This window comes from Gracilibacillus oryzae, assembly GCF_009498735.1.
Taxonomy (GTDB): domain Bacteria; phylum Bacillota; class Bacilli; order Bacillales; family Amphibacillaceae; genus Gracilibacillus; species Gracilibacillus oryzae.
The window spans coordinates 43,431-60,060 of sequence record NZ_ML762447.1 but is presented as its reverse complement, the minus strand read 5'-3'; the positions used below and the strand labels follow the sequence as shown (position 1 = coordinate 60,060).

Annotated in this window: 18 protein-coding genes; all 18 read left to right on the top strand. The window is 42.2% G+C overall.

The window, feature by feature from the left end:
- The first annotated feature begins 420 nt into the window (after window positions 1–420).
- Complete coding sequence (gene upp, locus F9U64_RS19320) at window positions 421–1,050, top strand: uracil phosphoribosyltransferase (protein WP_153406538.1); 630 nt, start codon at window positions 421–423, stop codon at window positions 1,048–1,050.
- Between the two features lie 19 nt (window positions 1,051–1,069).
- On the top strand, window positions 1,070–2,209 hold the full coding sequence (gene wecB / locus F9U64_RS19315; protein ID WP_153406537.1) for a non-hydrolyzing UDP-N-acetylglucosamine 2-epimerase: 1,140 nt from the start codon (window positions 1,070–1,072) through the stop codon (window positions 2,207–2,209).
- Between the two features lie 81 nt (window positions 2,210–2,290).
- On the top strand, window positions 2,291–4,372 hold the full coding sequence (locus F9U64_RS19310) for a S8 family serine peptidase (RefSeq protein WP_194287445.1): 2,082 nt from the start codon (window positions 2,291–2,293) through the stop codon (window positions 4,370–4,372).
- Window positions 4,373–4,612: 240 nt separating this feature from the next.
- Window positions 4,613–4,888, top strand: coding sequence for an AtpZ/AtpI family protein (locus tag F9U64_RS19305; protein WP_153406535.1), 276 nt, complete (start codon window positions 4,613–4,615; stop codon window positions 4,886–4,888).
- Between the two features lie 2 nt (window positions 4,889–4,890).
- A complete protein-coding gene (locus F9U64_RS19300; RefSeq protein ID WP_153406534.1) occupies window positions 4,891–5,271 on the top strand; it encodes an ATP synthase subunit I in 381 nt (126 codons plus the stop codon).
- Window positions 5,272–5,281: 10 nt separating this feature from the next.
- A complete protein-coding gene (atpB, locus tag F9U64_RS19295; protein ID WP_153406540.1) occupies window positions 5,282–6,004 on the top strand; it encodes a F0F1 ATP synthase subunit A in 723 nt (240 codons plus the stop codon).
- 49 nt (window positions 6,005–6,053) lie between these two features.
- Window positions 6,054–6,266 carry a F0F1 ATP synthase subunit C gene (atpE, locus tag F9U64_RS19290; RefSeq protein WP_153406533.1) on the top strand — a complete coding sequence of 71 codons (213 nt, stop codon included), beginning with the start codon at window positions 6,054–6,056 and terminating at the stop codon, window positions 6,264–6,266.
- A gap of 348 nt (window positions 6,267–6,614) precedes the next feature.
- Complete coding sequence (gene atpF / locus F9U64_RS19285) at window positions 6,615–7,142, top strand: F0F1 ATP synthase subunit B (protein WP_153406532.1); 528 nt, start codon at window positions 6,615–6,617, stop codon at window positions 7,140–7,142.
- A complete protein-coding gene (locus F9U64_RS19280) occupies window positions 7,139–7,681 on the top strand; it encodes a F0F1 ATP synthase subunit delta (RefSeq protein WP_153406531.1) in 543 nt (180 codons plus the stop codon). Before atpF ends, F9U64_RS19280 begins: the two co-directional genes overlap by 4 nt.
- A 21-nt stretch (window positions 7,682–7,702) precedes the next feature.
- Window positions 7,703–9,211 carry a F0F1 ATP synthase subunit alpha gene (atpA, locus tag F9U64_RS19275; protein ID WP_153406530.1) on the top strand — a complete coding sequence of 503 codons (1,509 nt, stop codon included), beginning with the start codon at window positions 7,703–7,705 and terminating at the stop codon, window positions 9,209–9,211.
- A 110-nt stretch (window positions 9,212–9,321) separates the two neighbouring features.
- Entirely contained in the window at window positions 9,322–10,185 is an 864-nt protein-coding gene (atpG, locus tag F9U64_RS19270) for an ATP synthase F1 subunit gamma (RefSeq protein WP_153406529.1), read from the top strand.
- A gap of 46 nt (window positions 10,186–10,231) precedes the next feature.
- A complete protein-coding gene (gene atpD / locus F9U64_RS19265) occupies window positions 10,232–11,635 on the top strand; it encodes a F0F1 ATP synthase subunit beta (protein ID WP_153406528.1) in 1,404 nt (467 codons plus the stop codon).
- Window positions 11,636–11,687: 52 nt separating this feature from the next.
- Window positions 11,688–12,086 carry a F0F1 ATP synthase subunit epsilon gene (locus F9U64_RS19260; RefSeq protein ID WP_153406527.1) on the top strand — a complete coding sequence of 133 codons (399 nt, stop codon included), beginning with the start codon at window positions 11,688–11,690 and terminating at the stop codon, window positions 12,084–12,086.
- Window positions 12,087–13,281: 1,195 nt separating this feature from the next.
- Window positions 13,282–13,518 (top strand): DUF1146 family protein, encoded by a 237-nt coding sequence (locus F9U64_RS19255; RefSeq protein ID WP_153406526.1) that lies wholly within the window; start codon window positions 13,282–13,284, stop codon window positions 13,516–13,518.
- A 99-nt stretch (window positions 13,519–13,617) separates the two neighbouring features.
- The gene (locus tag F9U64_RS19250) at window positions 13,618–14,316 is read left to right on the top strand and encodes a YwmB family TATA-box binding protein (protein WP_153406525.1); all 699 of its coding nucleotides are present in this window, start codon (window positions 13,618–13,620) and stop codon (window positions 14,314–14,316) included.
- A gap of 35 nt (window positions 14,317–14,351) precedes the next feature.
- Window positions 14,352–15,656, top strand: coding sequence for a UDP-N-acetylglucosamine 1-carboxyvinyltransferase (gene murA / locus F9U64_RS19245; protein WP_153406524.1), 1,305 nt, complete (start codon window positions 14,352–14,354; stop codon window positions 15,654–15,656).
- Between the two features lie 71 nt (window positions 15,657–15,727).
- Window positions 15,728–15,901, top strand: coding sequence for a hypothetical protein (locus F9U64_RS19240; RefSeq protein WP_153406523.1), 174 nt, complete (start codon window positions 15,728–15,730; stop codon window positions 15,899–15,901).
- A 267-nt stretch (window positions 15,902–16,168) separates the two neighbouring features.
- A partial coding sequence (locus F9U64_RS23200; protein ID WP_228275806.1) for a SpoIID/LytB domain-containing protein occupies window positions 16,169–16,630 on the top strand: 462 nt, incomplete at its 3' end.

Genomic DNA, 16,630 nt, shown 5'->3' with positions numbered 1-16,630 from the left:
AATGAAGAATAAGAGGAGTTTAAACATCAGCGGAGTGCATGGAGTAGCACGCAATGAAGAATAAAAGTAGTTTAAACATCACCGGAATGCGTGAAGTCCTACGCAATGAGATAAAAGCAAAGTCATCAAATGAAAGGGGTGGTACTTCACCTTTTTCCAACAAGGAATCCTACTTGGTCAAAAGAAGGAGCACCCAACCCAACCTAACCGAACCGAACCGAACCGAACCGAACCGAACCCAACCCAACCCAACCCTGCCTTCCTCACAAATAAAACGCTTACCATCATAACTGCCGAACGAAAATTATAATTCTCACTTGAAACAAGATCTTTTTTTCAGTACAATCTTAAGGATGAACATTTGAGAAAAAGGATCACCAAGCCAGAACAATTCAAAACAAAAAAAGGAGAGATCATTTGATGAGCAAAGTATTTGTGCTAGATCATCCGCTTATTCAGCATAAAATCACGTACATACGGAACAAAAACACAGGAACAAAGGAATTTCGTGCATTAGTTGATGAAGTATCTGCTTTAATGGCATTTGAAATAACGAGAGATTTACCTTTAGAAGAAACAACGATTGAAACACCAGTAATGGAAGCTAAGTCAAAAGTGCTTAGCGGGAAAAAAATCGGCCTTGTGCCAATTCTGAGAGCTGGCCTTGGAATGGTTGACGGAATGCTTCGCTTAATTCCTGCAGCAAAAGTAGGACATGTTGGACTTTACCGTGATCCGGAGACATTGACACCAGTAGAATATTATATCAAGCTTCCATCAGACATTGAAGAGCGCGAACTTATCGTGATCGATCCAATGCTTGCAACAGGCGGTTCAGCAAATGATGCGATCCACTCACTGAAAAAACGCGGTGCGACAAACATCAAGTTAATGTGTCTGATCGCAGCCCCTGAAGGTGTCGAAATGATTCAGGAAGAACACCCTGATGTGGATATCTACTTAGCAGCATTAGATGAGAAACTAAATGAAAAAGGCTACATCGAACCAGGTTTAGGAGATGCCGGAGACCGCTTATTTGGAACAAAATAAATCTAAGGGGAGTATGAAGATGTCAGAACCAATTAAAGTGATGACGATTTTTGGGACAAGACCTGAAGCAATCAAAATGGCGCCACTTGTACTTGAATTAAAAAAACGCCCGGAAGAGTTCGAAGCAATCGTGACAGTGACCGCACAACACCGCGAAATGCTCGATCAAGTGCTCGAGATTTTCAATATTACGCCAGATCATGACCTCAATATCATGAAAGCAAGACAAACACTTGCCCAAATTACAACAAGAGCTCTCGAAGGATTAGACCAGGTAATGCAAGAAACAAAACCAGATATTGTGCTTGTTCATGGTGACACAACAACAACATTCGCCGCATCACTTGCTGCCTACTATAATCAGATTGCAGTAGGCCATGTCGAAGCTGGCTTAAGAACATGGAATAAATATTCACCATATCCGGAAGAAATGAACCGCCAGTTAACTGGTGTAATGGCAGACTTGCATTTTGCGCCAACAACGAAATCAAGCCAGAACCTAACGAACGAAAATAAAGATCAAGAAACTATTTTTATTACTGGAAACACGGCAATTGACGCACTTTCCACAACTGTAGACGAAGATTACACACATCCAGTCTTAGATGAGGTTGGCGACAAACGACTCGTGCTTATGACAGCACACCGCCGTGAAAACCTTGGTCAGAACATGCAGCAGATGTTCCGTGCGATTAAGCGGCTTGTCGATGAACACAAAGATATCCATGTGGTGTATCCTGTTCACCTCAATCCAGTCGTACAGGAAACAGCGAACGACATTCTTGGCAATGATCCGCGCATCAGCCTGATTGAACCGCTGGCTGTCGTTGATTTCCATAATTTCGCATCACGTGCCCACCTGATCCTTACAGACTCAGGCGGTGTACAGGAAGAAGCACCATCACTTGGTGTACCTGTTCTTGTCCTCAGAGACACTACCGAACGCCCGGAAGGAATCGAGGCAGGTACATTAAAATTAGCAGGAACAGATGAAGATAACATCTTTACTCTCGCTCATGAGCTCCTGTCAGACGAGGAAGCCCACCGCAAGATGGCACGCGCATCGAATCCATACGGTGACGGCAAGGCCTCCGAACGCATAGCTGATGCGATCCGCTACTTTTTTAACAAAACAAATGAAAAACCAGCATCATTTTAAGTCCTGACTTGTTCAGGGCTTTTTTTTCTATCATAAATAACTTGCCACATGTACACACTATCGTTAAAGGAGTGTACCTACATGATTCTATTGCTATTAATGCTGATCTCCGCCTTCCAGGATCCTGTTTCTGTCATTATGGAGGTGGAAGGCGATCCACATCAAGTCGCAGAACAGATAGAAGCAGATCATCCTCGTGTCGAGATTCTGGCAGTATATGATACCATCTTTAACGGCATTGCGATAAAGGCGGAACCCCGGACACTGACCCAGATCGAAAAAACAGGTCTGGTTAAGCAGAACTATCCTGTCACTACATATCAGGCAACCAAAACCGAATCACTCAACCAAAGTGTGCCTTTTATTGTTCCTGAAGACACCCCATACACAGGTAAAGGCGTCAAAGTCGGGGTGATCGACACTGGCATTGACTACACCCATCCTGACCTGCAGAAAAACTATCAGGGCGGCTTCGATCTCGTCGATTTTGACAAAGACCCAATGGAGACAACCCCAGAGCAGGGAATTCCGACAACCCACGGCAGTCATGTAGCAGGCATTATCGCAGCAAATGGCAGGATGAAAGGAGTCGCACCAGACGCCCAAATCTTTGGCTACAGAGCACTAGGCCCAGGTGGCAGCGGATCAAGCGTACAAGTCATGGCAGCCATCGAACAAGCAGTCAAAGACGGAATGGACGTCCTCAACCTGTCCTTAGGCAACACGATTAACGGACCAGACTGGCCAACATCCGTCGCCGTCAACCGTGCCACAGAACAAGGCGTCACTGTCGTCATCGCAGGCGGCAACACAGGCCCCGACCCATGGACAATCGGATCACCAGCCACCGCCGAATCCGTTATTTCCGTAGGAGCCTCCACACCGCCAACAGAAGTGCCTTATTTATACGAACCCTTTTTTAGGAAAAAGATAGAGCTGTTACCACTGCAAGGGGCACCTGCATGGTCATTTGAGCGAGATCTGCAAGTAGCTCACAACGATACTGCACCAAAGGAACTAGCGGCGGATCACGTCCTTGTTGTCGACCGCGGAGAAACCCCATTTACCGAACTGGCAAAGGAAGCAGAAGCAAGAGGGGCAACGGCATTGCTGATCGCGAATAATGAAGACGGCATTTTCCAAGGGGCATTAGAGCAGGCTGTCAACATTCCGGTTGCAGCGATAACGAAAGAAGCAGGTGCCTGGCTAAAGCAGGAAAAGGGAGTACTTCTGCAAATGGAAACAAGCCAGGTTGTTGATACAATCGCGGATTTCAGTTCAAGAGGGCCGGTCACTGTGACATGGTCGATTAAGCCGGAAATCGTGGCACCTGGTGCGAATATTCTCAGCACAGTACCAGGAGGATATGCGAGTTATAACGGCACAAGTATGGCAGCACCGCATATTGCCGGGGTGGTGGCATTGATAAAGGAAGCACATCCTGACTGGACACCAGCCCAAATTAAAGCAGCATTACTTACAACTGCCGATCCGCTGGAAGGCTTCTTACCGACAGAGCAGGGAGCAGGGAAAGTAGATTTGCAGGAAGTGCTGGCAACAGACACGATCATTTATCATTCGCTTTATAATATTGGCAGAAAAAATCCGGTTCTGGACCGAAGTGAACACACGATAGTTGTGGAGAATATTTCTGACCAGCCTAAGACTTATACGTTTGAGCAGCCTTATCAGCAGCAGGCGATCCGCTTTTATCTGCCAAAGTCGTTTACTCTAAAGCCATATGAAAAGAAAGAGATCACATTAGAGGCAACAGTCAAAAATCATCTGGCAGAAGAAGCGTTTATCCAAGGGTATCTGCTGTTAAATGATTATAAGCTTCCTTATCTCTGGCTGACAGAAAAAGCAGAGGCACCAATGGCAATGGGGCTGGAATTTTATTTTGAATTACTGGACGGGGATTATCATTACCAGCTTTATGTAGTAGAAGATGCAAGTGATGTAACGATTGATTTATACAAGCCGGATACGTATGAATTTGTTCAGACGATGGTGGAGCGGAAGGACGTGCCGAAAGGGGTGCTCAAAGGTGTATTGAATGGGAATGAATTGCCGGAAGCAGGTACCTATATTGCCAACATTTCCGTCAGCGCAGAGAGTGGCGAATCCTTCCAGTATCAGACGATGATTATGGTCGAAAAGTGACGAAACGGGAGATAGTTCGGGTTTCGAAGTAATTGTCACATTTTAGTCGAAATTGTCTGACAACGGATAAGTACTGATAGAAAAGGGATGAAAGCTCATCCTTTTTCTCTTGTCCGTATATTCTTATTTTTTGTTCCTAAAACCAATTGACAATAGATACAAGCCTATTGTATGCTAACCTAGTGTGGATGATAAGGTTTACAGGTGTGTGATCTAAATCACTGCATCGAAAATTGTCTTATGCTTGTACATAATAGTTTGCTCTTGTTTTTTTACCATAGGAGTGATCATGTGACTGCACCTGAACGACAGAAAGCTTATCAAGGTTTTGCTGTTTACAGCCGTATCGTTTCCCAGCTGGTTGGCGCGCCGCTTGTTGGTTTACTGATCGGCAGATGGCTTGATAGGCAATTCACCACAACACCACTTTTTTTAGTGATCGGACTACTTTTGGGGCTGGGAGCCGGTATTTATGGAACAATTCATTTAGTACGAGATCTTACGGGAGACGAATAATGATGGACCAATACAAAAAAATGATTACCCGTCAGCGTAAATGGATGTTCTACCTTCTTGCACTTTTTGTACTAGGCTGGGGATTCACACCATATCCTAGTATTTTCCTCGGACTCCTCCTAGGGACAACATTAAGTTTTTATAATCTGTGGGTAATGCAACGTAAAATTAACCGGTTTGGCGAAGCTGTTTCTGAAGGAAGAGGAGCATCAGGGATCGGAACATTTACGAGACTTGCAACCGCTGCATTGGCTGTTCTAATCGCCATGCGCTATGAAGAATATTTCCACTTTATTGCTGTAATTATGGGATTAATGACAACTTATGTTGTTATTATGATAGATTTTGCTTTATTTAATAACAAGACTGGCAAAGGGAAGTGAGGTGAAGCAATTGGATCACGAAGCACCACTGCTCAACGATCTGTTTGGCATTCCATGGCTTGATTTTAACTTATCAACGGTTCTGATGACATTTATTTCTTCTGTCATTGTATTTATCATTTGTGTGCTTGCAGCAAGAAATCTGCAAATGAAGCCTACCGGTTTTCAGAACTTTATGGACTGGATCATTGATTTTGTTAAAGGCATTATTGATGACACAATGGATTGGAAGACAGGAAAGGTATTTTTACCACTAGGTTTAACTTTATTAACTTACATCTTTATCAGTAATATCTTAGGTGTTATTACAATGGGGGTAGTCGGCTATACATTATGGTGGAAATCACCTACCTCAGATGCGGCGATCACATTAACTTTATCTACGATGGTGGTTGTACTGACGCATTATTATGGAATTAAGGTTAAAGGTTTTGGCGAATATGCAAAAGATTATGTCAGACCGGTACCATTCTTATTACCTTTCAAGATTATTGAAGAGTTCACCAATACTTTAACACTTGGTCTGCGTCTCTTCGGTAACATCTTTGCTGGGGAAATTCTATTAGGTCTTATTACAAAAATGGCGTTTGCCGCCATCCCGTTTACCTTAGTGTCAATCATTCCGATGATGGCATGGCAAGGGTTTAGTTTATTTATCGGGGGAATCCAGGCATTTATTTTCGTAATGTTAACAATGGTTTACATGTCTCATAAAGTGAGTTCAGACCATTAAAATAATTTATACTACTAATTTTTATACATTTTAAAGGAGGAAACAAAACATGGGAGCTTTAGCAGCTGCAATAGCAATTGGTTTAGCGGCACTTGGTGCTGGTTTAGGTAACGGTATGATCGTAAGTCGTACAGTAGAGGGGATTGCACGTCAACCAGAATTAAGAGGTGCCCTTCAAACAACAATGTTCATCGGGGTAGCACTAGTAGAGGCGATTCCTATTTTCGCCGTAGTTATCGCGTTTATGGTAATGGGTCAATAATTTTCTGTTCTATAAGTGTATGTTCAAAAGGAGGATAAAAATGACCGAGAAGTTCGAGGCGGCGAAGTTTTGAGTAGCGGAACGTATGCTTTTATACGTGAGCAACGGAAAACCAAGCCAACGAAGAAATTCGATGTGTCATTTTTACCGGACGTTTTGAACAACATCTAGAAGAATGGCGAAGTTCGTCTAAGACAATCTTCGCCATTCCTTTGTAAAGAAGGAAAGTGCAAGTGTCTCTTTAAGAAATATATAACCAGATTTCAATGTACTTAAACTAATTTTTTTCTGAAACGAAATGTGAGATTAAATAGATGAAAACTATTTTTGCAGGAAGGAGTGAACACTGTGCAACTATTCGCAAGTGAACTCGTCATTCAAGCAGCAATCGGCGGCTTCCGTGTGGGAGATATGCTATTCGCACTTGTCAGCTTTGCAGCATTACTATGGTTATTGAAGAAATACGCGTGGGGTCCATTAATGAGCAAAATGGAAGAGCGTGAGAACTATATTGCAAACGAAATTGATACAGCGGAGAGAAATCGTGCAGAAGCTGAGAAAGCAGCAAAAGAAGCGAACGATCAATTAAAATCTACACGCGTAGAAGCGCAAAAAATCATTGAAGATGCGAAAAAAGCAGGTCAGCAGCAGGAACACGCTATTATCCAGGCAGCAGAAGATGCAGCTGCCCGTCTGAAAAAATCTGCTGAGGAAGATATCGCACGCGAGAAAGAAAAAGCAATCGATGCATTACAGGCACAAGTGGCAACACTGTCTGTACAAATTGCTACGAAAGTTATTGAGAAAGAAATCAATGCTAAGGATCAGGAACAGTTGATCAGTGACTACATCAAAGAGGTAGGAGAAGAGCGATGAGTAAAGCAAATGTAGCCAAACGTTATGCAGAAGCTCTTTTTCAGATCGGTGTAGAAAAGCAGACATTAGATTTTCTTGAAACAGAATTAGCAACAGTGAAGGAAGTTTTTCAGACTAACGAGCGTTTTCTTACTTTTCTTCAACATCCAAAAGTTGATGCTTCTAAAAAGAAACAGTTACTAAATGAAGCGTTCGCAGGCTTTTCGAAGGATGTATTACATACACTTTCGTTACTTGTTGACCGCCATAAAGAAACAATCGTTCCGCAAGTAGTGGATCATTTCGTCGCACTTGCTAATGATGCAAGTGGAACAAAACGCGCAACAGTATACTCTGCCCGCCCTTTAACGGAGCAGGAGCAAGAGGAAATTCAAACAACTTTTACAAAAAAGTTAAATGTTAAAGCATTGAATATAACGAATCAAGTCGATCCGAATGTAATCGGCGGAGTAAAAATCAGAATCGGTAATACCGTTTATGATGGCACGGTTAAGGGTAAGCTTGATCGCTTAGAACGTAAAATAAAAGCAGTAAATTAATGACGATAGGGGTGAATTGGCATGAGCATTAAAGCTGAAGAAATCAGTGCACTGATTAAGCAGCAAATTGAAAGCTATGAATCAGACATCGAAGTAAGTGATGTTGGTACAGTTATCGAAATCGGTGACGGTATTGCACGTGCCCATGGGCTGGATAACGTCATGTCTGGTGAGCTTGTAGAATTTTCAAATGGTGTCATGGGTATGGCACAAAACTTGGAAGAGTCCAATGTCGGGATTGTAATCCTTGGACCATATACAGGAATTCGTGAAGGTGATGAAGTTCGTCGTACTGGTCGTATCATGGAAGTGCCAGTAGGTGAGGAGCTAATCGGCCGAGTTGTGAATCCATTAGGACAGCCAGTTGATGGGAAAGGTCCGATCGAAACAACAAAAGCACGTCCAATTGAATCACCAGCACCAGGTGTAATGGACCGTAAATCAGTAGATGAGCCATTACAGACAGGTATTAAAGCGATTGACGCACTTGTGCCAATCGGTCGTGGTCAGCGTGAGTTGATTATCGGAGACCGTCAAACAGGGAAAACAACTGTTGCAATCGATACAATCTTAAATCAGGCAGATCAGAACATGATTTGTATCTATGTTGCAATCGGTCAAAAGGACTCAACCGTACGTGGTACAGTAGAAGTTCTTCGTAAATACGGTGCATTAGATTATACAATCGTTGTATCTGCCGGAGCGAGTGAGCCTGCACCACTTCAATACCTTGCACCATATGCAGGGGTATCAATGGGTGAAGAGTTCATGTACAATGGCAAGCACGTACTAGTTGTATATGATGATTTATCAAAACAAGCGAACGCATATCGTGAGCTTTCACTATTATTACGTCGTCCTCCAGGTCGTGAGGCATTCCCAGGGGATGTATTCTATTTACACTCCCGTTTACTAGAGCGTGCAGCAAAGCTTAGTGATGCAAAGGGTGGAGGTTCATTAACAGCACTTCCTTTCGTTGAAACACAAGCTGGTGATATTTCTGCATATATTCCAACAAACGTAATTTCCATCACAGATGGTCAGATCTTCTTACAGTCTGATTTATTCTTCTCAGGTGTACGTCCAGCGATTAACGCTGGTTTATCAGTATCCCGTGTTGGGGGATCTGCACAAATTAAAGCAATGAAAAAAGTTGCCGGTACGCTTCGTCTTGACTTAGCGTCTTTCCGTGAGCTTGAATCATTCGCTCAATTCGGTTCAGATCTTGATAAAGCAACACAGGCGAAACTAAACCGTGGTGCCCGTACTGTAGAAGTACTAAAGCAAGGACTGCACAAACCGCTTGTTGTTGAAAAACAAGTAATGATCATTTTTGCCTTAACTAAAGGTCTTTTAGATGACATTCCTGTTGAAGATATCACTCGTTTTGAAGAAGAATTCTTAAACTGGATGGATCAGAATAAGAATGATATCTTAAACACAATTAAAGAAACTGGTGCTTTAGCTGACGAAGGCGAAATGAAAGCAGCAGTGGAAGAATTCAAAAAACAATTCGTCATTTCTCAATAATAGATGAACGATCGTCAAAACTAAGCCTTTACGGTGAAGTGGATAAAATGCAGGCAAACTATTTTTCTTAAATAATTTGTCTGCGGGAAAGAAAGGGCGGTGAAACGAAAGTGGCATCACTTAGAGATATAAAGACACGAATTACTTCTACTCAAAAGACAAAGCAGATTACGAAAGCCATGCACATGGTTTCGGCAGCAAAGCTAAGCAAAGCAGAAGAGTTTGCAAAATCTTTTGATCCTTACAGTAATAAAATTAAGGAAGTAGTGGCGAGCATCGCAGGCAGCGGCCAGGATGCAGAACACCCAATGCTTCAATCACGTGAAGTGAAGAAGACTGCTTACTTTGTTATTACTTCGGACAGAGGTCTTGCTGGTGCTTTTAACAGTGGAGTACTTCGTGAAGTTTATCGCACGATTCAAAACAGACATAAGTCTCAAGATGAATATACCGTAATTGCTGTCGGCAGAATGGGACGCGACTTTTTCAAAAAGCGCGGCATCCCTGTTCTGAAAGAAATTACCGGATTGTCTGACCAGCCGAATTTCTCTGATATTAAGGAACTGACAGCCGAAACGGTTGACTTGTTTATTGATGGAGAAATCGATGAACTGGTGATTTTCTACAATCACTTTGTCAGCGCGATTTCACAGCAGGTTACATCAAATAAATTATTACCACTTACAGATTTATCTGAGAATACCAGTGGGAATTCAAGTATGTATGAATATGAGCCGAACCAGCAAGAAATTTTAAATGTATTACTGCCTCAATATGCGGAAAGTTTAATTTTCGGTGCACTGCTTGATAGTAAAGCAAGTGAACATGCTGCCCGTATGACTGCAATGAAAAATGCAACTGATAATGCAGATGAGCTTATCGGTGACTTGTCGTTACAGTATAACCGTGCAAGACAGGCTGCCATTACGCAGGAAATCACAGAGATTGTCAGTGGTGCAGCGGCATTAGAATAAACCAACAAAAGTACGGAATGGAAATAGAAAGTTAGGAGGGAAATCGATGGCAAAAGGACACGTTATTCAAATTATGGGACCAGTTGTTGACGTTAAATTCGAAGACGGACATCTTCCTGAAATTTACAACGCGTTAAAAGTGCAGTATGACGCTGAAAGTGGAGGAGAAGAACTAACACTTGAAGTTGCCCTTCACTTAGGTGATGATTCTGTACGTACAATTGCAATGTCATCTACAGAAGGTGTAAAGCGTGGTGCGGAAGTACTTGATACAAATGCGCCAATCTCAGTACCAGTAGGGGACGTAACACTTGGTCGTGTATTTAACGTATTAGGTGAAAAAATTGACCTTGATGAAGAGTTAGAGGCAGGTATCCGCCGTGACCCGATTCACCGTCAATCACCGAAGTTTGAAGACTTAGCAACAGAAACTGAAATTTTAGAAACAGGTATTAAAGTAGTAGACTTACTTGCACCATATATCAAAGGTGGTAAGATCGGTTTATTTGGAGGTGCCGGTGTAGGGAAAACGGTACTTATCCAGGAATTGATCAACAACATCGCCCAGGAGCATGGTGGTATCTCGGTATTCGCAGGGGTAGGGGAGCGTACTCGTGAAGGGAACGACCTTTACTATGAAATGAAAGACTCTGGCGTTATTTCAAAAACAGCGATGGTATTCGGTCAGATGAACGAGCCGCCAGGAGCACGTATGCGTGTAGCACTTACTGGTCTTACAATGGCAGAATATTTCCGTGATGAAAAAGGCGCAGACGTATTATTATTCATTGATAACATTTTCCGTTTCACGCAAGCAGGTTCTGAGGTATCGGCACTTCTTGGCCGTATGCCATCAGCCGTTGGTTACCAGCCGACACTTGCAACAGAGATGGGTCAGTTACAAGAGCGTATCACATCAACTAATAAAGGTTCTGTTACATCTATCCAGGCGATCTATGTACCAGCCGATGACTATACGGATCCGGCACCTGCAACAACTTTCGCTCACTTGGATGCAACAACAAACCTTGACCGTAAACTATCAGAGCAAGGTATCTACCCAGCCGTGGATCCACTTGCTTCAACTTCCCGTGCCCTTGACCCGGCAGTAGTTGGGGAAGAACACTATGAAATTGCTCGTGAAGTTCAGCGTACATTGCAAAAATATAAAGAGCTTCAGGATATTATCGCAATCTTAGGTATGGATGAGTTATCAGATGAGGATAAATTGACAGTTGCCCGTGCACGTCGTATCCAATTCTTCTTATCTCAGAACTTCCACGTTGCTGAGCAGTTTACAGGCCAGCCAGGTTCTTATGTACCAGTACAAGAAACAGTTCAAGGCTTTAAGTCAATCCTTGAAGGTAAATATGATGACCTTCCAGAAGATGCATTCCGTCTAGTCGGACGCAGTGAGGAAGTAGTAGAAAAAGCAAAACAAATGGCGTAAGTAGGGACAGGTTCCTCTTCCCATTTTAATCCAGCCTTTAGGAGGGGTTCTGTTGAATACACTAACAGTAAGTGTTGTTACTCCAGATGGCCCTGTTCTGGAAGATACATTTGAAATGGTTAGCTGTAAAGCAGAGAGTGGAGAGCTTGGTATCTTACCAGGACACATCCCGCTCGTTGCACCATTATCGATTAGTTCTGTACGCCTAAAAGGTCCTAACCCACAACGCAGTGCTGTAAGTGGAGGATTCTTAGAGGTGCGCCCTGACAAGGTAACGATCCTTGCTCAATCAGCAGAGCTGCCGGATGAAATCGATTTGGAGCGCGCTCGTGCTGCAAAAGAACGTGCAGAACGTCGCTTGCAAGCTAAACAAGACGAAATTGACTTCAGAAGGGCAGAGTATGCACTAAAACGTGCACTAAATCGAATCGAAGTCGTAGAAGAGAAGTAACAAAAAAAGAGGCTGCCTCACGAGTGAGAGCAGGCTCTTTTTTATGTGTTGCTGGAGACTTTGGATAGAACATGATTGTTGGATTATACTGCTTTCATTGAGCGGGGATTGATGGCAGAGCCTCTGTTAGGAATTGCTTAAGATTTCTGTTTTGAAAAGATAACCGGGAAAACGAGGGGAACACGGCCAGAGATTTCCCGTTAATATGGAGATAACCGGGAAAACAGCAGAAGCTCGCCCAAAGATTTCCGGTTAATATGGAGATAACCGGGAAAACAGCTGAAGCGCGGTCAAAGATTTCCCGTTAATATGGGGATAACCGGGAAAACAGCCGAAGCGCGGTCAAAGATTTCCCGTTAATATGGGGATAACCGGGAAAACAGCCGGAGCCTGGCCAGGGATTTCCGGTTAATATGGGGATAACCGGGAAAACAGCCGAAGCGCGGCCAAAGATTTCCGGTTAATATGGAGATAACCGGTAAAACAGCCGAAGCTCGGCCAAAGATTTCCGGTTAATATGGAGATAACCGGGAAAACAGCCGAAGCGCAGCCAAAGATTCCCGTTAAAAAGGAGATAACCGGGAAAACAGCCGAAGCCCGGCCAAAGATTTCCGGTTAATATGGAGATAACCGGTAAAACAGCCGAAGCTCGGCCAAAGATTTCCCGTTAATAGGGAGATAACCGGGAAAACAGCTGAAGCCTGCCCTACAATTCCCGGTTAATAAGAAATAACCACAAAACCCTCCAAGTCCCTGTCCAAGATTCCCACATAATACAAAAATAACTATGTTAATCTCAAAAAGGATGTTCACAGATTCCTTCTCTAACCCTGAATCAGCATACAAATCTCATTCCCACGCTCCCGCCTAGTCCCAGAGAGTCATAGAAAATTCCTTGAGCCATGTCATTTCACCTCAATAAATCTCTGCTGTATTGCCACACAAATGTACCCAATCCACTCTATAGAATGCTCACCCTTAAAATTATCCTCATCAAAACCAAAACTATTACCAAACTAAGCTCACCTCTTAACAAGTCCTCTCCATAAGTCCTCCCCATAAACCACCACATCTATTATCGATTTTTGTCCAATTTCCCGGGAAATAGCGAATATGGTCGGAATGATAAAATGCTGTTCATAAATATGTTATGATATGGGGAGAATTGCAATAATGAAATGAATGAGGGGTTTTTATGTTAGAACAGACACTTTTACAAGACAGTTTATTAGGGATGTTTTCACACGTATTTTTTATAGTAATTACATGGATGGTTCTGCAATCATTAAATTTTGATCAGCTCTTCCGGGGAAACAAGGTTTTTGAAGCACGAGTACTGATTATTTTTATTACCATTGCGATAGGATCAACTGTCAGCAATTTCTTCTTAGACTTCCTTTCATGGGCACAACAGCTTGTGTATATATTCTAGCAATCTAGTATTCTCTAAAATGTCGAACGATTGATTGTTTAAATACTTCATTTCCTGCTAACACTCTTTACTAAGTAAAAACAAAAAGGAGTGCTTGAAATGAAGTATTTTTTATCTGCAATTATATTATTCTCTGCTATTTTCTTATACAATGGGCCAATTTTTAGTAAGCAGGAGGACCAGTTAAATGAACTGAAAGATATGGTTGAGGTCACTGGCAGTAACGGGTTTGACCTGGAGAACTGGAGCATTATTATCCGGGAAAAAAGGCAAATATCCAATATTGATAGTTTCATATCAAAAGTTGAGGGGTATCTCTTTATAGAGTCAAGTAAAGAGGGTGTAAAAAAGTTTGTGGCAGACGGTCAGAATGGAAATGGAGTAAACGAACATATTGTAATTGTGGAGATTGGCAAAGAGCAATATCAAATTATTTATGAAATTTCGTCACCGGCTTTTACTAAAAAAGTACAAAATGACTATGCGGAAAAATTATCTCGAATTACTAATGAATTATTTACATCAAATGCTCAATATTTTACTTGTGTAGAAGCTGTGAGTAATGATAAGATTGATATTGTCTGCTTAATCAAAAATATTACAAAACAATTACAAATGACAACACATTCGAAATTAAAAGATACGAATTTTACTACATGGACAGGTCACACTCCCGAATGGGATCAAGTTATGGAGATTGACGACCAGGCTATCAATGCACAAATTGCCGTAAAAAACACAGAAGACAATCAAACAACTCTCATAATAGGAACACCTATCCTAGTTACTGAATACTAATAATAATGAATATGGTCTACAGAGGAGAATGAGCCTTGGAAAAAATCATCGTCCGTGGTGGAAGGCAACTAAATGGCACTGTGAAAGTGGAAGGTGCAAAAAATGCCGTTTTGCCTGTCATCGCAGCTAGTATAATTGCAAGTAAAGGAAAAAGCACAATACACGATGTACCTGCATTAGCAGATGTACACACAATCAATCAAGTTTTAACACATATGCACGTTGATGTTAATTATGAAAATAACACAGTTACCGTTGATGCCACAAATGATTTGCTGACAGAAGCTCCATTTGAATATGTTAGAAAAATGCGTGCATCAGTCCTAGTATTAGGACCATTACTGGCAAGATATGGTCATGCGAAAGTGGCATTGCCAGGAGGTTGTGCAATCGGTTCACGTCCCATTGATTTACACCTGAAAGGCTTTGAAGCGATGGGAGCAGAAGTACATGTAGGAAATGGCTTTGTGGAAGTGACGACAAACGGCAGATTAAGAGGGGCAAAAATTTATCTTGATATGCCAAGTGTTGGTGCTACGGAAAACATTATGATGGCAGCAGCATTAGCAAAAGGAAGAACAACAATAGAAAACGCAGCTAAGGAACCGGAAATAGTAGACTTAGCAAACTATCTAAATAAAATGGGTGCTCAAATTGTTGGAGCAGGTACAGAAACAATCAAGATCGACGGTGTGGACACATTGCATGGTGTCGAGCATACCATTATTCCAGACCGTATCGAAGCAGGAACTTTTATGGTAGCTGCAGCGATTACTGGCGGAAATGTCCTGATTGAAAATGCAGAAATTGACCATTTACGTTCACTCGTGTCGAAAATGGAAGAAATGGGTGTCCGTTTCATCGAGGAAGCGAATGGCGTTCGCGTCATCGGACCGAGAAGACTGAAAGCTACAGATATCAAAACATTGCCTCATCCAGGTTTCCCGACAGATATGCAATCCCAAATGATGGCTCTTATGTTAAGTGCAACAGGAACCAGTGTGATTACAGAAACTGTTTTTGAAAACCGTTTTATGCATGTGGAAGAGTTCCGCAGAATGAATGCTAAACTCAAAATAGAAGGCCGTAGCGTGATCGTAGAGGGCCCTGTAACATTACAGGGGGCAGAAGTAGCAGCGACCGATTTACGGGCAGGAGCAGCGCTTATTTTGGCTGGTTTGGTTGCTGAAGGATATACAAGGGTAACATCCTTGCATCATATTGACCGCGGCTATGTTAATATTACCGAAAAATTTGCAAACTTAGGCGCAGATATTGAAAGAGTAACGGATAAAGTAATCATAGAACCTATTATTTTAAATGAAGTAGAAGTACAATAAAAGAAAAACGAAGGATCAGCAGAGTGTTTGCTGGTCCTTTTTTCACTTTGGTTAAAGTAAGGAGTGAGTAGATGCATTGGAAAAAATACGTGCTGCTGTTACCGCCGTTTGTACTGATTGGCGTTCTGATGCTGACATATCTTCCGCCAGAGCAAACACCTTACACTATATTAGCAGTAGTAGCTTTTTGGCTATGTTATTATATGTGGGTTTTTATAGACAAAAAGCGAAACCGTCATAAGTAAGCAGGAACTCTCAAAGCAGCAGAATTATAAATCTAAACATCACACCCGCCTTCCCTCTTATGCTTAATGAAGAATAAACCACATGTAAACATCAACCCAGCCCTCCCGCCCAAGCAGAATGAAGAACAAACGCCATATAAACATTAAACCAGCGACACTCCCATCCTACCTAATCTACTAAAAAATATAACCTGTCCTATGTTCTAATCTTTCATCACCCGTAATATAGATAGATTAGATGGAATGAAAGATTAGAGGAGGCTATAAATGTCGAAAAAAAGAATGAACACAAGCAAAATCAATTGGAAACTGATCGTAATCATCGGCTCTTCGTCTCTGTTGATGATTATGTTTCTGATTCCAACCATTGTTGTCATCCCTTTTAAAGGGCATGAGACAACAGCCAGCTCTGTGGAAGTAAGTGCAACGGACCAGCCGGCAGCAGCTGAAACACAACCAATCACACTAGAATCACCATTCCATGTCAATGTATTGCGAACAGCGAGTGAGCAAGTGGAGAAAGTGCCGTTAGAAGATTATGTTATCCATGTTGTTGCATCAGAAATGCCGGCAGATTTTGAATTGGAAGCATTGAAAGCCCAGGCACTAGCAGCCAGAACCTACATAATACGCTATTTAATGGCAGAAAACACCAAGAAGTTAGCAGGAGGAGCAGATGTTACAGACACCGTTCAGCACCAGGTTTACAAAAACAATGATGAACTGCGC